This is a genomic window from Streptomyces sp. NPDC001415, assembly GCF_053597395.1.
In genome coordinates this window covers 273,537-291,510 of the sequence record NZ_JBSFIE010000004.1, presented here as the reverse complement: position 1 = coordinate 291,510, position 17,974 = coordinate 273,537, and the positions used below count along the sequence as shown (strand labels likewise).

The 17,974-nt window shown below is 70.7% G+C and carries 11 protein-coding genes; 4 read left to right on the top strand and 7 right to left on the bottom strand.

The window, feature by feature from the left end; genetic code table 11:
• Positions 1 to 63: 63 nt before the first annotated feature.
• Entirely contained in the window at positions 64 to 2,259 is a 2,196-nt protein-coding gene (glgB, locus tag ACWC2B_RS07475) for a 1,4-alpha-glucan branching protein GlgB (RefSeq protein WP_450715574.1), read from the top strand.
• The gene (gene manB, locus ACWC2B_RS07470; protein ID WP_450715490.1) at positions 2,252 to 3,598 is read left to right on the top strand and encodes a phosphomannomutase/phosphoglucomutase; all 1,347 of its coding nucleotides are present in this window, start codon (positions 2,252 to 2,254) and stop codon (positions 3,596 to 3,598) included. The genes glgB and manB overlap by 8 nt, the downstream gene beginning before the upstream one ends.
• Here manB and ACWC2B_RS07465 read toward each other — a convergent pair.
• Positions 3,579 to 4,931: a helix-turn-helix domain-containing protein gene (locus ACWC2B_RS07465; RefSeq protein WP_450715489.1), complete on the bottom strand. Its 1,353-nt coding sequence runs from the start codon at positions 4,929 to 4,931 to the stop codon at positions 3,579 to 3,581. The genes manB and ACWC2B_RS07465 overlap by 20 nt on opposite strands.
• Before the next feature lie 464 nt (positions 4,932 to 5,395).
• Between ACWC2B_RS07465 and glgA the strand changes: the two genes are divergently transcribed.
• Positions 5,396 to 6,595 carry a glycogen synthase gene (glgA, locus tag ACWC2B_RS07460; RefSeq protein WP_450715488.1) on the top strand — a complete coding sequence of 400 codons (1,200 nt, stop codon included), beginning with the start codon at positions 5,396 to 5,398 and terminating at the stop codon, positions 6,593 to 6,595.
• Between the two features lie 4 nt (positions 6,596 to 6,599).
• Here glgA and ACWC2B_RS07455 read toward each other — a convergent pair whose 3' ends face one another.
• The 3 genes from ACWC2B_RS07455 to ACWC2B_RS07445 are packed head-to-tail and all read right to left on the bottom strand — an operon-like array spanning position 6,600 to position 10,557.
• Positions 6,600 to 8,699 carry a dipeptide ABC transporter ATP-binding protein gene (locus tag ACWC2B_RS07455; RefSeq protein WP_450715487.1) on the bottom strand — a complete coding sequence of 700 codons (2,100 nt, stop codon included), beginning with the start codon at positions 8,697 to 8,699 and terminating at the stop codon, positions 6,600 to 6,602.
• Positions 8,696 to 9,577 (bottom strand): ABC transporter permease, encoded by an 882-nt coding sequence (locus ACWC2B_RS07450; protein WP_450715486.1) that lies wholly within the window; start codon positions 9,575 to 9,577, stop codon positions 8,696 to 8,698. The genes ACWC2B_RS07455 and ACWC2B_RS07450 overlap by 4 nt, the downstream gene beginning before the upstream one ends.
• Positions 9,574 to 10,557 carry an ABC transporter permease gene (locus tag ACWC2B_RS07445; RefSeq protein WP_450715485.1) on the bottom strand — a complete coding sequence of 328 codons (984 nt, stop codon included), beginning with the start codon at positions 10,555 to 10,557 and terminating at the stop codon, positions 9,574 to 9,576. The genes ACWC2B_RS07450 and ACWC2B_RS07445 overlap by 4 nt, the downstream gene beginning before the upstream one ends.
• A 127-nt stretch (positions 10,558 to 10,684) precedes the next feature.
• Between ACWC2B_RS07445 and ACWC2B_RS07440 the strand changes: the two genes are divergently transcribed.
• On the top strand, positions 10,685 to 12,385 hold the full coding sequence (locus tag ACWC2B_RS07440) for an ABC transporter family substrate-binding protein (protein WP_450715484.1): 1,701 nt from the start codon (positions 10,685 to 10,687) through the stop codon (positions 12,383 to 12,385).
• A 59-nt stretch (positions 12,386 to 12,444) separates the two neighbouring features.
• Here ACWC2B_RS07440 and ACWC2B_RS07435 read toward each other — a convergent pair whose 3' ends face one another.
• From ACWC2B_RS07435 to glgX, 3 genes are read right to left on the bottom strand one after another with little or no spacing between them, the layout of a single operon-like run.
• A complete protein-coding gene (locus tag ACWC2B_RS07435) occupies positions 12,445 to 13,644 on the bottom strand; it encodes an IS701 family transposase (protein WP_450715483.1) in 1,200 nt (399 codons plus the stop codon).
• 59 nt (positions 13,645 to 13,703) lie between these two features.
• Positions 13,704 to 15,863, bottom strand: coding sequence for an AGE family epimerase/isomerase (locus ACWC2B_RS07430; protein WP_450715482.1), 2,160 nt, complete (start codon positions 15,861 to 15,863; stop codon positions 13,704 to 13,706).
• A complete protein-coding gene (gene glgX / locus ACWC2B_RS07425) occupies positions 15,860 to 17,965 on the bottom strand; it encodes a glycogen debranching protein GlgX (protein ID WP_450715481.1) in 2,106 nt (701 codons plus the stop codon). Before glgX ends, ACWC2B_RS07430 begins: the two co-directional genes overlap by 4 nt.
• Positions 17,966 to 17,974 lie beyond the last annotated feature (9 nt).

The window sequence follows — 17,974 nt, the reverse complement described above, 5'->3', positions numbered from 1 at the left end:
GGCTCCCGACGACTCCGAGAGGAACCCCAACCCGTGCTCCAGACCCGGCACTTGACGACCCGTATGGCCGACGCCGAACTCGACCGGCTGCTCGCGGGGGCGCACCACGACCCGCACGCCGTGCTCGGCGCGCACCCGGTGGCGGACGGTGTCGCGGTCAGGGTGCTGCGCCCGCTCGCCCGCGGCGTGGCGGCGGTCACCGCGGACGGAGCCCGGGTCGAACTCGCCCACCAGCGAGACGGGTTGTTCACCGGCCTCCTTCCGGGCACCGCGGTGCCCGCCTACCGGCTCCACGTCGCCTACGGAGAACGGGAGGAGAGCCACGAGGACGGCTACCGCTTCCTGCCCACCCTCGGCGACCTCGATCTGCACCTCATCGCCGAGGGCCGCCACTGGGAGCTGTGGCGGGCCCTCGGCGCCCGGATCCGCACCCTCGAAGGCGTCACCGGCACCGCCTTCGCCGTATGGGCCCCCAACGCCCAAGGGGTGCGCGTCATCGGCGACTTCAACGGCTGGAACGGCACCGCGCACCCCATGCGCTCGCTCGGCTCCAGCGGCGTATGGGAACTGTTCGTGCCGGACGCCGGACCCGGCACCCGCTACAAGTACGAGATCCACACCCGCGACGGCCGCATGCTGCAGAAGGCCGACCCGCTGGCCCGCGCCACCGAGTGCCCGCCCGCGACCGCGTCCGTCGTCCACGAGTCCTCGTACGTCTGGGGCGACGCCGACTGGATGGCCGAGCGGGGCGGCGAGGACTGCCGGCAGCGCCCGATGTCGGTCTACGAGGTCCACATCCCGTCATGGCGGCCGGGCCTCACCTACCGCGAACTCGCCGAGGAGTTGCCGAAATACGTCGCCGGTCTCGGGTTCACACACGTGGAGCTCATGCCGGTGATGGAACATCCCTTCGGCGGCTCCTGGGGCTACCAGGTGACGGGCTACTTCGCCCCGACCGCCCGCCTGGGCACCCCCGACGACTTCCGCTACCTCGTGGACGCGCTGCACGGCGCCGGGATCGGGGTCATCGCGGACTGGGTGCCGGCCCATTTCCCGAAGGACGAGTTCGCCCTTTCCCGATTCGACGGCGAACCCCTTTACGAGCCCGCGGACACCCGGCGCGCCCATCATCCGGACTGGGGCACCCTGGAATTCGACTACGGCCGCCGCGAGGTACGCAACTTCCTTGTCGCCAACGCCGTTTACTGGTGCACCGAATTCCATGTCGACGCGATACGCGTGGACGCCGTCGCCTCGATGCTCTACCTGGACTATTCCCGCGAGGAGGGCGGCTGGAGCCCCAATGAGCACGGCGGACGGGAAAACCTGGCCGCCGTCGCCTTCCTGCAGGAAATGACCGATACTGTGCGCCGGCGTGCCCCGGGCGCCCTCACCATCGCCGAGGAGTCGACGTCCTGGCCGGGCGTGACCCGGCCCACCTACGAGGTGGGCCAGGACGGATTCGGCGGACTCGGTTTCGACCTCAAGTGGAACATGGGCTGGATGCACGATTCGCTCGGCTATGTCGCCCGCGACCCGGTCCACCGCTCCTATCACCACGACGAGTTGACCTTCTCCATGGTGTACGCCTACAGCGAGGCCTATCTGCTGCCCCTCTCGCACGACGAGGTCGTGCACGGCAAGCGATCCCTGGTCGCCAAGATGCCGGGGGACTGGTGGCAGCAGCGCGCGAATCTCCGCGCCACCCTGGGTTACATGTGGGCCCATCCGGGAAAGCAACTCCTCTTTATGGGTCAGGAGTTCGGACAGGGCGAGGAATTCGACCACGACCGTGGGCCGCAGTGGTGGGTGCTCGACGAGGACTGGCCCGGCCACGCCGACCACCGCGGCCTCCAGTCACTGGTCAGTGATCTGAACCACGTCTACACCGCGACACCCGCCCTGTGGGAACTCGACTGCGACCCGTCGGGCTTCTCCTGGATCGACGGGTCCCGGGCGGAGGACAACGTCCTGTCGTTCGTGCGGTACGACGCCGAAGGCCGTCCCCTGGTCGTCGTCTGCAACTTCTCGCCGGTGGTCCGCACCGGCTACCGCATCGGCCTGCCCGACGCCGCCCCGTGGACGGAGGTGCTCAACAGCGACGCCGAACGGTACGGCGGGAGCGGCGTGGTGAATCCCGGTGCCATCGTGCCCGAGCCGGTGCCCTGGCACGGTCGCGCCCAGAGCGCCGCCCTCGCCCTGCCCCCGCTGGCCACCTTCTGGCTCCGCCCGAACTCCCAGGAGAGCGACGATGAGTGAGGTACGCGGCACCGCCGAGCGGATCATCGGGGCGTACGGCGTCCGCGGCCGGGTCCCCGACGAGCTGGACCTGGGCGGCGCCTACCGGACCGGCGCCGCCTTCGCGCTGCTCACCGGGGCGCCCGTCGTCGCGGTGGCGCACGACCTGCGGGGCTCCTCGCCGGCGCTCGCGGACGCCTTCGGCCAAGGGATCCTGGACCAGGGCGCGGACGTCCTCGACGCGGGCCCCGGACCGGCCGACGCGCTGACCTGTCTCTCGGGCCACCTGGACGTACCCGGCGCCCTGGTCACAGCGGGCCACGGCTCCGGCGCGCCGCACGCCATCCGGTTGTGCCGGGCCGGCGCGGTCGCGGTCGCCGAGGGCACGGGGCTCGAAGCCATCCGGGAGCGGCTCGCAGGACCCCGTCCGCCGATGACGGACGCGCCCGGCTCCGTGGTCGCGGCGCCGGTCCTCGACGACTACGCGCGGAAGCTGCGCTCCCTGGTCGACCTCTCGGGAATCCGGCCGCTGAAGGTGGTGGTCGACGCGCCCCACGGCATGGCCGCGCTCACCGCACCGCGGGTGCTGCACCCGGCGGTGGAGCTGGTGCCCGTACGGTTCCAGGTCTCCAACGAACGCTCAGGGCAAGGAAGTTGGTATCTGGGGGAGCGGGTGCGGCGTACGGGAGCGGACCTGGGGCTCGCCTTCGACGCGGGCGCGGAGCACCTGCGCGCCGTGGACGAGCGCGGCGTCGCGGTCTCGCCGGCCGCGGTCATCGCCCTGGTCGCGGCCCGCGAACTCGCCCGCCGCCCCGGCGCCGCCGTGGTCCACGACCTCATCACCTCGCGCAGCGCCATCGAGGCGGTCGAGGCGGCCGGCGGCATCCCGCTGCGCTGCCGGGCCGGCCGCGCTGCCATCCGCTCCCTGATGGCCGAACAGGGCGCGGCCTTCGGCGGCTCGCACTCGGGCCGCTACTACTTCCGCGACTTCTGGTGCGCCGACTCGGCCCTGCTCGCCGCACTGCACCTCGTCGCGGAGCTCGGCCACTCGGGCCGCAAGCTCTCCGAACTGGTCGCGGGCCACGACCGCTACCCGCGCTCCGGGGAGATCGGCATCCGGGTCGAGGACCCCGTGGCGGCGCTGCACCGCGTCACGGCCCACTTCGCTGCCACCGACGCCGAGCTCGACCATCTCGACGGCGTCACCGGCGAGTTCGGCGACGGCTCCTGGTTCAACGTCCGAGCCGCCCGCACCGTACCGCTGGTCCGCATCCACGTGGAGGCCGAGACCCTGGCCGCGATGGAGGGGCTGCGGGAGCGGGTGCTCTCGGTGGTGGCGGCTAGCGTGCCTGCTCGGTGAGCGCGTCGCGCGGGTTGGGCGTCGGCTGGAGCCCGGTTGCGGACAGCGCCGCGTCGTAGGCGGCGAGGGCCTGCTTGGTGAAGCCCTCGCCCCTCCAGAGGTCCCCGATCCGGCGCCAGTACTCCGCGGTCTCGTATGAGGCGGGGAAGTGCCGCAACTGACGGGTCGCGGCTTCCAGGACCTGCTTGCCGAGGTCGTTCTGCTGACGCAGGAAGTGCAGTTGGGCGAGGGCGGCACGGGCGGCGACCGCGAGTACACGGGGCTCGCTGCCGAGGAGACCGATCGCGCGCTCCGCGTGTGCGGTCGCCTCGGTCCAATGGCCCAGCGCGGTATCGGCCTCGGCCAGATGGAATTCGCAGCGCGCGAGCTCGTCGGCGTTACCGGTCTCCGCGAGCGACTGCTGCGCCCCTTCCAGGAGTTCCTTGGCCCGGCCGAGGTCCCCGGACTCGGTCTGCAGCAGCAGCCACCCGTAGTTCATCTTGAGCATGGCGACATGGCGCACGTTGTCGTCCTCGGCCATCATCGCCAACGCACGCTCGGTCAGGGCAAGCGCCTCGGTCAGCTGCCCCCGCGACTGGGCGACCAGACCCGCGTTCCAGTACACCGCGCCCCGAGCGGCCCGTGCGCCCTGCTTCTCGGCGAGGGGGATGAGACGCTGGGCGAGCAGATGCGCCCGGGTGTGGTCTCCACGCCGGCGGTAGGAGCCCATGAGGGTGGACCCGAGCTGAACGTGGTCCACCGTCACATCCAGGCCCAGCGAGTCCAGCTTGCTCATGGCGCGCTCGCCGATCTCGATGCTGTAGACGATGTCGCCCATGTTGCGGTAGCAGCGGCACAGCGCCACCGCCGTACGGCACCACTCGTCCGATCCCGCCGCGAGCGCGCGGTCGGCGAAGATCTCCTCAAGGAGGGGGATCGCGGCCTCCAGACGCCCGAGCTTCTCCAGCGCGGTGGCCTGGCCCATGCGGGCGCGTCGCTTCATGGTGGCGTCCAACGGCAGCGCGCCGCCGAGCAGTTCGCTGAAGGTCTGGAGCGCCTCGCCGTCGGCCCCGTTGCGCAGCGCCATGTCGCCGAAGGCCAGCTTGAGCCGGGCCTCCTCCATCTCGTGCTGGTCGCGGCCGGTGCGCAGATATTCGGCGGAGCAGCCCAGCTTCTCGGCCAGGGTGCCGAGCACCGTGTCGGACGGTGCCCGCTTGCCGGACTCGATCAGCGACACATAGCTGGTGGAGATCTCCTCGGACGCGAGGTCCTGCTGCTTGAGTCCACGCCGGACCCGGAGTTCACGGATGCGCTGCCCGAGGCCTACGGGAGAGGAAGGCTCAGAGTGATCCACGGCGACTCCTTGAGCGACGGTGCTTGACTCAGATCATTACAAGTGATGCTACCCGCAAGTCAGGCACCTGCAAGGGTCCGCGTCCCGAATTTTGGGGGCTCTGGTGCGCAGTTTGGCTGCTTCCGGGCCCCCCTTGTCACGCCAGATTCGGAATTCTCCCCTCCGTAACGACCAAGATCAGAGGCCGTCAAACTGATACTTGACTGAAAAGGTCACTCCTGATTGACTCGATGAGTCAAATCACGGTTACCAGGGCGGGGGCTCTTTTCATGGGATCGAAGGGGATATGGCTGATCATCGTCGCGATGTTCTCGGCAGGGATAATTCTCAGCGGCTATCTGGTATTCACGTCGGGGCCCTCTCGGGAATCGCCCGCCGTCCGTCGCGCCGAGATCGCGATGCCCGCGTCATCGGGGGAGTGCTGCTGAGCAGCGACGCGGGCCCTCACGACGGAAGGAGGAAAGATGCGCATCGATCTACTCACCCGTGAATACCCGCCGGAGGTCTACGGCGGAGCCGGCGTTCACGTAGCCGAGCTGACGCGGGGGCTTCGTCGGCTCGCCGACGTACAAGTGCGCTGTCTGGGAACGGCCAGAACAGAACCAGGCGTTGACGCATACGAGCCACCGGCTCACCTCGCCGCGGCCGACGCCGCGCTGGGATTCCTCGGGGGGGACGCGGCGATGGCCGCCGACTGTGCCGGAGCGGAGGTCGTGCACAGTCACACCTGGTACGCGAACATGGCCGGGAACCTCGCAGGCATGCTGTATGGCGTGCCGCACATCATGACCCTGCACAGCCTGGAACCGCTGCGGCCCTGGAAGGCCGAGCAGCTCGGCGGCGGCTACGCGCTGTCGTGCTGGATGGAACGCACCGCCGTACAGTCCGCCTCGGCCCTGATCGCGGTGTCGGCCGCGATGCGCGACGACATCCTGCGCGTCTACCCCGACGTCGAACCCGAGCGGGTCCACGTCATCCACAACGGCATCGACGCCGAGGCCTACCGGCCCGACCCGCGCCGCGACACGCTGGAGCGCTTCGGCATCGACCCGGGCCTGCCCATCGTGCTGTTCGTCGGCCGCGTCACCCGCCAGAAGGGACTGCCGCACCTGCTGCGGGCCGCCTTCGGCCTGCGCTCCGACGCGCAGCTGGTGCTCTGCTGCGGACAGCCGGACACGCCCGAGATCGCCGCCGAGGTCACGGGACTCGTCGAGGAACTGCGCGCCGTACGCGAAGGGGTCTTCCGCATCGACGGGATGCTGGACCAGGACTCCGTACGCCAACTCCTCACCCACGCGACGGTGTTCGTGTGCCCTTCGGTGTACGAGCCGATGGGCATCGTGAACCTGGAGGCGATGGCCTGCGGTACCCCCGTGGTGGCCTCCGCGGTCGGCGGGATCCCCGAGGTCGTCGACGACGGGGTGACCGGGCGGCTCGTCGGCTTCGAGGCGCTGCCCGACGCCACGGGCGAACCGGTCGACCCCGACAAGTTCGCGGCGGGCATCGCCGACGCCGTCAACGACCTCATCGAGGACCGGGACCTGGCCGCGGCACTCGGCGCCGCGGGCAGGGCGCGGGCGGTGGAGCACTTCTCGTGGGACAAGGTGGCCGAGCGGACCCTTGAGGTCTACCGCGGCTCCGTCTTTGCCGCCCACCGCGCGTGAACTCTCAACGCACCGGGGGGTGTTCCTCCGGCTCCGTGCGGAGCCGGGCGGGCACCCCCTTCGCGTCGCAGGGGAAGTGACAGGCCGCGGTGTGCCCCGACAGCGGGTCAGCGCCGGCCGGAACCGGCGTCTCGCGCTCGCACTGTCGCCGCTCCGTTCCCAGCGCGGCGTACACCGCGCAGCGCCCACGGAAGCGGCAGCCCGCCGAGCGTGCGGCCGCCCCCGGGGGTTCGCCCGGCAGCACGATCCTGACGCGGGCCCGTTCGGCCGCCGGATCGGGCAGCGGCACGGCGGACAGCAGGGCACGCGTATAGGGGTGGCGGGGGCTCTCGAACACGGCGGTGACCGGGCCGCTCTCCACGGTCCGGCCCCCGTACATCACCACCACCCGGTCGGCGATCTGCCGGACCACCGCCAGGTCGTGCGTGACGAACAGGCAGGCCGGGCCGCGCTCCTCGCGCAGCCGCCGCAGCAGATCGAGGATGCCCGCCTGCACGGACACGTCGAGCGCGGAGACCGGCTCGTCCAGGAGCAGCAGTTCGGGCCGGACGGCGAGGGCCCGGGCGAGCGCGATGCGCTGGCGCTGGCCGCCGGAGAACTGGTGCGGGTGGCGCTCCGCGTCCAAGGCGTCGAGCCCGACCCGGCGCAGGAGTTCGGGCACCCGCGCCGTGATGGTCTCCTTCGGGGCGCGCTGGGCGCGCAGCGGCTCGGCGACGATGTCGGCCACCCGCATCCGCGGGTCCAGGCTGGCCATCGGGTCCTGCACCAGGATCTGCACCGAGCCACGCAGCCTGCGGGCATCGGCGCGGCTCAGCGCGGACGTGTCGTACCCGGCGATCTCGACGGTCCCGGACTCGGGGGCGCCCAGCGCGATGATCTCCATCAGGGTGCTGGTCTTGCCCGAGCCCGACTCGCCGACCAGGGCCACCGTCTCGCCCCGGCGGACCTCCAGATCCACCCGTTCAAGCGCCGCCCGGACCTCCGCCGGTCGTCCGCGCAGCCGGAAGCCCGAACCACCCGGCAGCGGAAAGGACTTGGCGAGGCCCTGGACGCGTAGCAGTGGCGCGCCGCCCGGGGGAGTGCGGCGCAGCGGGACCGAGGCGGGGAAGAGCTCGGCGGCGCTCCGTCCCGCGAGGGCGTCCGGGCGTACGCACGCTGCCAAGTGCCCCTCGGATCCCGCCAGTTCGGGCTCCCCGGTACGGCAGGCATCGGCCGCGAGCGGGCAGCGCGGGGCGAACGAACAGCCGGGCCCGGCGCTTCCCGGCGCGGGCGGGCCGCCCGGTATCGGGGTCAGCGGCACGGCGACGTCGAGGTGGGGCACCGAGCCGAGCAGGCCCAGCGTGTACGGCATACGGGGCCGGGCGAACAGGGCGTCCACCGGCGCCGTTTCGACGATGCGCCCCGCGTACATCACGGCCACCCGATCGGCCGCTCCCGCGATCACCCCCAGATCGTGGCTGACCAGGAGCAGCGCCGCGCCGGTCGCCCGGCGTGCGCTCTCCAGGGCGTCGAGGACCTGCGCCTGGACCGTGGCGTCGAGCGCGCTGGTGGGTTCGTCGGCCACGATGACATCGGGGTCGTTGGCGATCGCCATGGCGATCATCGCGCGCTGGCGAAGCCCGCCGGAGAGCTCATGGGGGTACGAGCGCGCGATGCGGGCCGGGTCGGGGACGCCCACACTCTCCAAGAGCTCCAGGGCGCGGCCCCGCGCGAACTCCCGCGCCGCGCGCGGCCGTTGATGAATGCGCAGGGCCTCACCGATCTGGTCGCCGATGTGCTGGGCCGGGTTGAACGCCGCGAGCGGGTCCTGGAACACCATCGCGATCCGGCGGCCGCGCAGCCGGGCGAGATCGCGCACCGGCAGGCCGACCAACTCGGTGCCGAGCAGCCGCACCGAGCCGGTCACCCGCGCGCCCGGCGGAAGCAGCCCGAGCAGGGCGAGCGCGGTCGCGGTCTTGCCGGCCCCGGACTCGCCGACCAGGCCGAGCACTTCACCGCGCCGCAGGGCGAACCCCACTCCGCGTACGACCGGCAGCGGCGTACGGGACGTACCCGCGTACGACACGTGCAGATCCCGGACGTCGAGCACCACAGGGGCCGTCATCGCAGGGCCTCCGCCCGGTCGGACCCGAGGTCGAGGATGTCCCGCAGCGTGTCTCCCACCAGGTGCACGGCAAGGACGAAGAGCAGCAGCAGCCCGGCCGGGAAGAAGAACATCCACGGGCAGGTCAGCGCCACATCGCTGCCCGAGGCGATGAGCGTGCCGAGCGACACGTCCGGTGGCTGCACCCCGAAGCCGAAGTAGGACAGGCCCGTCTCGCTGATCACGGCGGCGGCCACCGCGACGGTCGCGTCCGTGATCAGGAACGAGGCCAGATGCGGCAGGATGTGCCGCACGATGATCCGGAACGGCCCGACGCCCATGTGGTGCGCGGCGGCGACGAAGGGACGCTCCCGCAGCGAGAGCGTCATGATCCGTACCGCCCGCGCCGTGATCATCCAGCCGAGCGCCGCCAGGAGACCCGCGAAGGCGGGCCAGCCGAGGCCGCACAGCGTCGGCGCGAGCAGCACCAGGAGCAGGAAGCCCGGGATCACCAGCATCAGGTCGACCACGAACATCAGCGCCCGGTCCACCCACCCGCCGAAGTACCCCGCGCAGGTCCCGAAGGCCGCCCCCAGCGTCGTACTGGCCAGGGCCACCAGGGCGCCGATGAGCAGAGACTTCTGCAGCCCGCGCACCGTCTGTGCGAACACGTCCTGGCCGATCCGGCTGGTACCCATCCAGTGCTGGGCGCTCGGGGCGCTGCGCAACGCCGTGTAGTCGATGTCGGTGCGGCTCCAGCCGGTCGCGTACGGCCCCGCGTACGCGAGGACGAACAGGCCCGCGATCAGCGCGAGACCCGTCAGCGCCCGGGGGGAGCGGAGCAGTGCCCGCCCGGTCGTGGCGCCGCGCCCGCGCAGCACGATCCCTCGCGTGCTCACCGCGTGCGCACCCTCGGGTCGAGCACCGCGTGCAGCACGTCCGCGACGAAGCCCGCCAGCAGCACGGTCACCGCCGCGAACAGGTTCACCGCGACCACCGAGTTGATGTCGCCCTTCTGCGCCGAGTCCATGAACCAGCTGCCCATGCCCGGCCAGCCGAAGATCTCCTCGGTGAACACGGCGCCGGTGAACAGGGTCAGGAACCCGAACGAGAAGAACGTGGTCAGCGGGATCAGCGAGGTGCGCAAGCCGTGCCGCAGCAGCGCCCGGCCCGGCGTGAGCCCCTTGGCCTGCGCGGTCCGCAGATGGTCGGAGCCGAGCACGTCGAGCGTGGCGGCGCGCTGATAGCGGCTGTACGAGGCGATCGCGCCCAGGGCGACCGTCGCCGCGGGCAGCGCCAGATGGACCGCCCGGTCCTTGAGGTGAGTGGTGAGGGATCCGGTGAGGCCGGGGGTGCGCTCGCCGGTGAAGCGGATCACCGTGTGCCCGGCGCTCTGGTTGAACCACAGGGCGCCTTCCTTGAAGAGCAGCGCGAGGACGAACGTCGGCACCGACAGGACGAGGAACGAGAACACGGTCAGCGCCCGGTCGGGCAGCCGGTGCCGGCGCACCGCCGCCCAGAGCCCGGCGAGCACACCGAGGCCGGTGCCGACCAGGGTGCCGATGAGCAGCAGCCGGGTGGACACCCCGATCCGGCGGCCGAACTCCGCGTCCACCGAGCCCCCGTCGACGGTCCGCCCGAGATCGCCGTGGACGGCCCGCCACGACCAGTGTCCGAAGCGCTCCAGGACCGGTGTCCGGTCGTCGGTGCCGAGCAGCGCGAGCTCGTGGTCGACCGTGGCGGGCGACGGGCGCGGCTGGCGGTCCTCGAAGTAGGCGCGCGGACTGAGCGCGGCGGAGGAGATGACGTACGAGAGGAAGACCGAGAAGAGGAGCAGAAGCGCGCCGTGGGCGAGGCGCTTGGACAAGCGGCCGACCAAGAGTGTCTCCTCAAAGGGGCGGACGGCGCGGCCAGTTCACCGGCCTGACATGCCGCAATGTTAAGGTCCCAGCGGTAAATCGCAGATCAGTTCGGATAATTGACGCGCCGTCAGAACGGAGGCTGGGGTGGCTCGGTTACGGGGTGCGCGGATGCGGGCGGCGTTGGGCGCGGCGGCGGCACTGGTACTCGCGGGCTGTTCCTCCCCGGCGGCGCCGCAGCACGGCGCGTCGCCGCACGCGATGAAGGCCCCCGCCTACGGGGCCGAGGACATCGGCCGACGGCCTCCGCAGAGCCTCCGGCAGGGCGGCACGCTCACCCTCGCCACCACCCAGTGGATCACGCAGTACAACGTGAACCAGGCCGCCGGGACGATCGGGGAGGCCGCGGAGATCGACAGCCTGGTCGAGCCCAAACTGTTCCGCCGCGACGCCAAGGGCGTCCCGCACGCCAACCCCGACTACCTGCTCTCCGCGTCCGTCACCGCCACGTCGCCGCAGACGGTCACCTACCGGCTCAACCCGCACGCCCGCTGGTCCGACGGAAAGCCGCTGGGCGTCGCCGACTTCGAGGCCGAGTGGAAGGCCCTCGGCCGGGGCGACGACCGCTATCTGGTGGCCGACCCGTCCGGCTACGACCAGATAGCCGAGGTGCGCCAGGGCGGCGATCCGAGCGAGGTGCAGGTCGTCTTCCGCTCCCCGTACGCCGACTGGCAGCGCCTGTTCGACCCGCTCTTCCCGGCGGCCGCCACCAGCACGCCCGAGCAGTTCAACACCGGCTGGTCCGGGCGGATCCCGATCACCGCGGGCCCGTTCAGGATCGCCTCGATGGACCGTACGACACAGTCCGTCACGGCCGTGCCCGACCCCGCCTGGTGGGGCACGAAACCACGTCTCGACAAAGTGGTCTTCCGCGCGCTGCTGCCGGCCGCCGCCCTCCATGCCTACCTCAACGGCGAGATCGACGCCGTGAACGCGGCCACGGCCGAGGCCTACCAGCAGCTCAAGTCGGCCCCCGACAGCACGGTGCGCACGGGCTCCGCCTGGGACGAGGTCCATGTCAGCCTCAACGGCGCGGGCGGCCCGCTCCAGGACGTCGACGTACGCCACGCTCTCCAACGGGCCGTCAACCGGCAGGCGTTGGCGGACGTCGCGGCCGAGGGGCTGCCCGTCGGGGTGCCGCTGCTCGGCAACCACATCTTCATGACCAACCAGCCCGGATACGCCGACAATTCCGGGGAGTTGGGCACGTTCGACCCCGAAGCGGCCGAGCGGCTCCTCGACAGGGCGGGGTGGAAGTCGCCCGGCCGGGGCAAGCCGCGCGTCAAGGGCGGGCAGAGCCTCAAGCTGCGGTTCGTGATCGCGGAGTCCACCAACCGGCTCGGCCTCGACCTCGCCCAGCTGCTTCAGCAGATGCTCGCCCAGGTCGGCATCGGCGTGGAGATCCAGAAGGTGCCGGCCGACGACTACGGGCCGAAGTACCTCGACGTCGGCAACTTCGACCTGGCGATCTTCCGCTTCACCGACCTCACCTACCCCAGCCAGTCACAGGCCGTCTACCGGCTGCCGCGCGGCGCCCAGAGCTTCCAGAACTACGGCCGGATCTCGGACACCACGCTCGACAACCTCCTCAAGGAGGCCTCCGGCACCCTCGATCCGGCGCGGGCGGCCCAGCTCTACAACCAGGCCGACACGGAGATCTGGAAGCTCGGCCACGACGTCGAGCTCTACCAGCGGCCCCAGCTGATGGCGGTCCGCGCCGGCCTCGCCAACTACGGGATACCCGGCCTCGGCGACCTCGACTTCGCCGCGGTGGGCTGGACGAAATAGCCCATGGCCGTCCGCCGGGCCCCAAGTGGGCCCGGCGGACGGCCAGTTGGCTCACGCACTCAGGCGCCCTGCCCGCTCAGCCACTCCTCCTCGGTGTGTCTGCTGAGCGCGTCGAAGGCGAGCGCCGCCGATGCGAGCGTGACGTGGTGGTGCCAGCCGCGGAACGAGCGCCCCTCGAAGTCCCCGAGCCCGAAGTCCTCCTGCAATCTGCGCAACCCGTCCGCGGACAGGCTCCGCAACTGCGCCAGCGGAATCGCCTCGGCGAGTCGGCGGGCCGGCAGATTGGTCAGCCAGTAGGAGCGCGGCGCGGGCCGGCCGTACGGCCAGTCCGTGACCAGGTGCCGGGGCCGCTGCCGGTGCACCGCGTGCTGCGGCCCGTCCGAGCAGAGCAGCGCCGGAGCGGACAGGAACTGCGAGCGCCGCATCCGCTCCGTCGTACGGTCGTGCCAGGCGATCGGGGTGCGCTCGTCGCGTCGCGCCACATGCTCGGCGAGCTCGGTCACCGTGCCCCGCGTCGAGGGAGAGGCGGCGTGCGGGCGCGGCAGGGTCACCCCGGTGCTGGGCGACACCTCGATCAAATAGCCGTGGCCGCGCGCCTCCAGGCCCCGAAGGAGCGGCTCCACATCGCTCTCGGAGCGCCAGTCGGCGAGCACCGGCTGCGGCTCCAGGAACCACTCCTCGGTCATCTCGTCGAGCGCTTCCAGAACGTAGCTCCAACGCGGCCGGCAGTGCTCCTCGTCCGGCAGATGAGCCTGGCCGCGCAGCCGCTCGTCCTGGTCCCAGCGCTGGGGGAGCAGCAGCCGCCAGTTCACCGGCAGGCCGCCTCCCGAGCCCACCAGTGAAGTCGCGTACGCCAGCTGGCAGTTCACGGTGCGCTGCTGCGAGGGGGCGTACTGGCGGGCCACGCCGACCGAGCGGTCACCGTTCTTCGCGAACACCACCTCGTCGACGGCCCAGGCCTCGGTGCGGAACACCGCGCCCGTCCGCTCGGCGATCCGCCGGCGGACCGGCCCGGAGTCCCACGGGCTCTGGTGCACGAACTGCTGGAGCTGCTGCACGGCCCGGTGTCCCAGGACGTGCTCGGAGATCCTGGTGGGCGTCTTGCGGCCCGGTACGTCGAGCAGCCCACGCAGATACACCTCGCCCCAGCGCCGCTGGTCGGAGCGCGTCAGCGCGACGAACAGGTCCTGGCAGTAGCCGGCGAAGTCCGCCGTCGCAGGGGCCCTGCGGGCCTCGGAGAGTTGGAGGATGGAAGACACGGTGCCCCCGGGAGTGTCCGAATCGATCGGTGGCGCTGGAGCCCAGCGGAGATGAGAGGTCATTCATGGGCGCACTCGTCACCGCCCTCAAGGAGGAAGGCGTCGGTGGCGAGCAGGGCGTCCGCGACGTCGGGCAGCGTGCACCCCACGATGACGAAGTCCGCGTCGAGACCGGCCTTGGTGCGCTGGAAGAGCAGCTCGTTGATGGCGGGCCGGCACATCTCGGTGACCTGGCACAGATGGAACTCCACCCGCTGCGGCTCCGCGGCCATGACCTCGCTCAGAATGCGGCGGAACTTCTCCAGCTCGGCCGCGTCGATGACCCCGTCGCAGCGTATGTGCGCGGTGTCGCCGTCGAACTCGGTGCGCATCCGCAGCCGCATCTGCGCCGGCTCCAGCTCGACGCGGACCCGCACCGGCACGTCCCCCTCGGGCAGCGTGACGGTGAGTTCCTTGTTGTCGAAGCGGTGGTACGGCTCGCCGTCCACCCACACCCGCGTCAGCTCCACCGAACCCGCCGGCAGCAGATCGGGCGCCACGCGCAGCACGCGGTCCGGCAGATCCGACGGGCGCGGCCGGAAGTGCAGCGTGAGCGGATCGTTGCTGATCAGGAGGCCGGTGTAGACGGCCGCGAGATAGCAGAGTTCCAGCGAGTGGTAGCCGGCCATGGCGTGGCTGCCCTTGAGTCGCTCGGTGCCGAGCAGATACGGGATGCCGTTGGCCAGCACGTTGAAGTACACCCCGCCGTCCTCGTAGTCGAGGAAGAAGGCGTTGTAGAACGAGGCCGCCTCGCGAGCGAGCCGCAACTGCTCGGGATCGCCCGAGGTGCCGGCCAGGATCAGATAGGCGAGGATCGCCTGCTCCTGCTGCCACCAGGCCTTGCGGTCGTGCCACACCATGCGGTGGATGCCGCTGTCGGGGTCGGGCCGCCGCTCGACCACGTCGTACCAGCCGCCGCGCAACTGGTCGCTGCCCACGGCCGGCATGATCTCGCCGATCCGGTCGGCGGTGGTGGCGTACTCCGCCTTGTCGTGCAGAGCCTTGATCCGGGTCAGATTCCAGGCGATCTTCAGGTTGTGCCCGACGACGGCCCGGTCCTGCTGCCAGCCCCAGGTGCGGTCGGGGCTCCAGTCGGCGTGGAAGCGCTCCTGCACGAACGGGCTGGTCGCCTCGTCCGGGAAGCGCTCCACTATCGTGTCCGCGGTCTCCTCCAGGAGCGCCGCGAAGTCCTCGCGGCCGGTGGCGAGATAGGCGTTGATCAGGTATGCGGGGGCGTGGTCGCCGACCGAGTTCCAGTTCTTGCGCGACCGGTTGCGGCCGAGCGAGTCCGCGTTCGGGTCCAGCGTGATCGGGTCCAGGTGCGAGAAGAACCCGCCGAGGCTCCGGTCCCTGAAGTACCGCTCGAACAGGGCCACCGTGCCGTCGATGTCGTTCAGGATCCGCGGGTCACCGGTGATGCGGTACGTCTGGGTCGGCCCGGCAAGCGCGTAGATCTGCTCGTACATCGGGATCGCGTCGAAGTCGTCGCCGAACTCCGAGGCGAACACCTTGCGCTGCCCGGTCCGCGTCACGTCGATGCCGTGGTACCAGTAGATGATCCCGTCCTGCGCGTCGGTGACCCGCATGTGCTCGCGCAGATACTCGGTGCCGCTCTCGGCGGCCTGGAGGAAGCGGTCCTCGCCGGTCAGCAGATAGGCGGTGGAAAGCCCGTACACGAGCCGCGAGATGGTGTCCGTCTCCTGGCGCACGTCCGCGCCGTCGAAGTCCGGCAGATGGGTGCCGCTGAGCGTGAGGTGGGTGCGGAAGTTGCGCCAGTCGTACGTGCCGTCGGGGAAGTGCCCGCGCAGATAGAAGTCGGCGACGGCGGCGGCCTGTTGGACCCACCACGCCGGGTGCTCGAAGACGTAGGAACCGCGGCTCTCCTCGGGGAAGGTGATCTCCTTCGCCTCGAACCGCTCACCGCCCTCCCACTGGTAGGTGATGCCGTACGCGAACAGGTAACGGCCCTCGGCGAGCATGTCCTGGGTGCTCGCGGTGGTGTCGCGGTAGTCGTCGCCGAGGTTGCGCACGATGCGCGAGGAGACATTGCGGGGCAGGTGGACGGTGAATTCCCGGTCGTCCGAGGTGCGCAGACCGAATCGGTGCTGGGTGGGGCTGTAGTACGTGACATAGCCCGCCAGGGTGTCGGAGAACGTGCGGCGTTCGGCAGATCCACTCATCGTAAGGTGCCCTTCTCGTCAGACAGGGCCGCCAGCAACACGACGCTGCGGCCGTGGGCGTGGAAGGTGTGGTCGTCGATCAGCTCCTCTTGTCCGGCGGGAAGGATGTCGTACGGTCCGGGGCGCGCGGTGTCCAGCACGCGGTGCCAGCGGCGGCCGCGGATCCGGGGCAGCTCGAAGTCCAGGCCCAGGTGGTACATGTTGAGGATCAGATGCAGGTCGGGGTCCTGGTTGAAGCCGCCGAGCGTGCAGGCCAGGACCCGGGCGTGGGTGTCCTCCCAGCCGGGCTGCTCCAGCTTGGTGCCGTGCCACGTGACATCGGACAGCAGACGGGAGTTGAGGTGCCCGTTGTAGAAGCGGGGTTCACGGAAGGTGCGGTAGCGCCTGCGGAGTTCGATCAGTCGTCGGGTGAAGTTCCAGGTCTCCTGCTCCTTCTCGGCCTGGTCCCAGTCGAGCCATGAGGTCGGGTTGTCCTGGCAGTAGGCGTTGTTGTTGCCTCCCTGGCTGTTGCGGAACTCATCTCCTGCGAGCAGCATCGGCACGCCCCGGCTGAGCATCAGCACCGAGAGCAGGTTCTTCATCTGGCGCACCCGCAGCCGCTCGACCTCGGGGTCGTCGGTGGGGCCCTCGACGCCGCAGTTCCAGCTGAAGTTCTCGCCGGCGCCGTCCGCCCCGGCCTCGCCGTTGGCGTAGTTGTGCTTCTCGTCGTAGCTGACCAGGTCGTTGAGGGTGAAGCCGTCGTGGCAGGTGATGAAGTTGATGCTGTTGGTGGGGAGTTCCTGCTGCGGACCGAACAGGTCCTCGGAGCCGCCGAGCCGGGCGGCGATGTCCCCCACGAGCCCGGCGTCGCCGCGCACGAAGCGGCGTACGTCGTCCCGGAAGGGGCCGTTCCACTGCGCCCAGCGCTTCCCGGGGAACCGGCCCACCTGGTAGAGGCCGCCGCCGTCCCACGGCTCCGCGATGATCTTCGTCTCGGCCAGCACCTGCGACAGCTCGATCGCCCACAGCACCGGCGGCACCGCCATCTCGTACCCGAGCGCGCCCCGCGACAGCTCGGAGGCGAGGTCGAAGCGGAACCCGTCCACATGGTGCTCGCGGACCCAGTACTCCAAGGACTCCAGGATGAACTTGGTGACCATCGGATGGTTGGCGTTGACCGCGTTTCCGCAGCCCGTGAAGTCCATGTAGTGACTGCGGTCCTGCGGCCACAGGTGGTAGTACGCCTCGTTGGCCTGACCGCGGAAACTGATCGTCGGACCGTACTCGTTGCCCTCGCTCGTGTGGTTGAAGACGACGTCGAGAATGACCTCGATCCCCGCCTTGTGGAACGCCTTGACCATGTCGCGGAACTCGGCGATGTGGCCCGCGAGATGGGGCTCGGAACAGTAGCCGGTGTGCGGGGCGAAGAAGCCGTACGGGTCATAGCCCCAGTAGTTGCGCAGCTCGCTCCCGTCGGGACCGGTGCGCAGCACCTGTGTCTCGTCGAAGTCGAAGACGGGCAGCAGCTCCACGGCGGTGATCCCCAGCTCCTTGAGGTGCGGGATCTTCTCCGTCAGGGCGGAGAAGGTGCCGGGGTTCGCCGCGTGCGAGGTCGGCGAGGCCGTCGCGCCGCGGACGTGCAGCTCGTAGATGATCGTCTCCGACATGGGCGTGCGCAGCGGCTCGTCGCCCTCCCAGTCGTAGTCGTCGAGGTCGACGACGAGACTGCGCATGGAGTGCGCGACGTTGTCGTCCAGGCCGATGGCCTGGGTGCGCTGCCAGCGGCTGTTGATGTTGGCCCGGGCATAGGGGTCGAGCAGCACCTTGCGATGGTCGAAGCGGGCGCCCGACCTGCTGGTGTCGTGCGGCCCGTCCATCCGGTACGCGTAGACCTGCCCGGCGCCGAGCCCCCGCACATGACAGTGCCAGAAGTGGAAGCTGCGGTGCCGGTCGGGGTGGAGCTGGATGGTCCGGGAGGGCTCGGGGTCGTCGCAGCGGTCGAACAGCAGCAGGTCCACGCGTGTGGCGTGCTCGGAGAAGACGGAGAAGTTCACCCCGTCGGCGTCGACAGTGGTCCCCAGCGGCTGCGGCCGTCCTGCGGTGATCTGCGGCGCCTCGGTCACGGGTGCCTC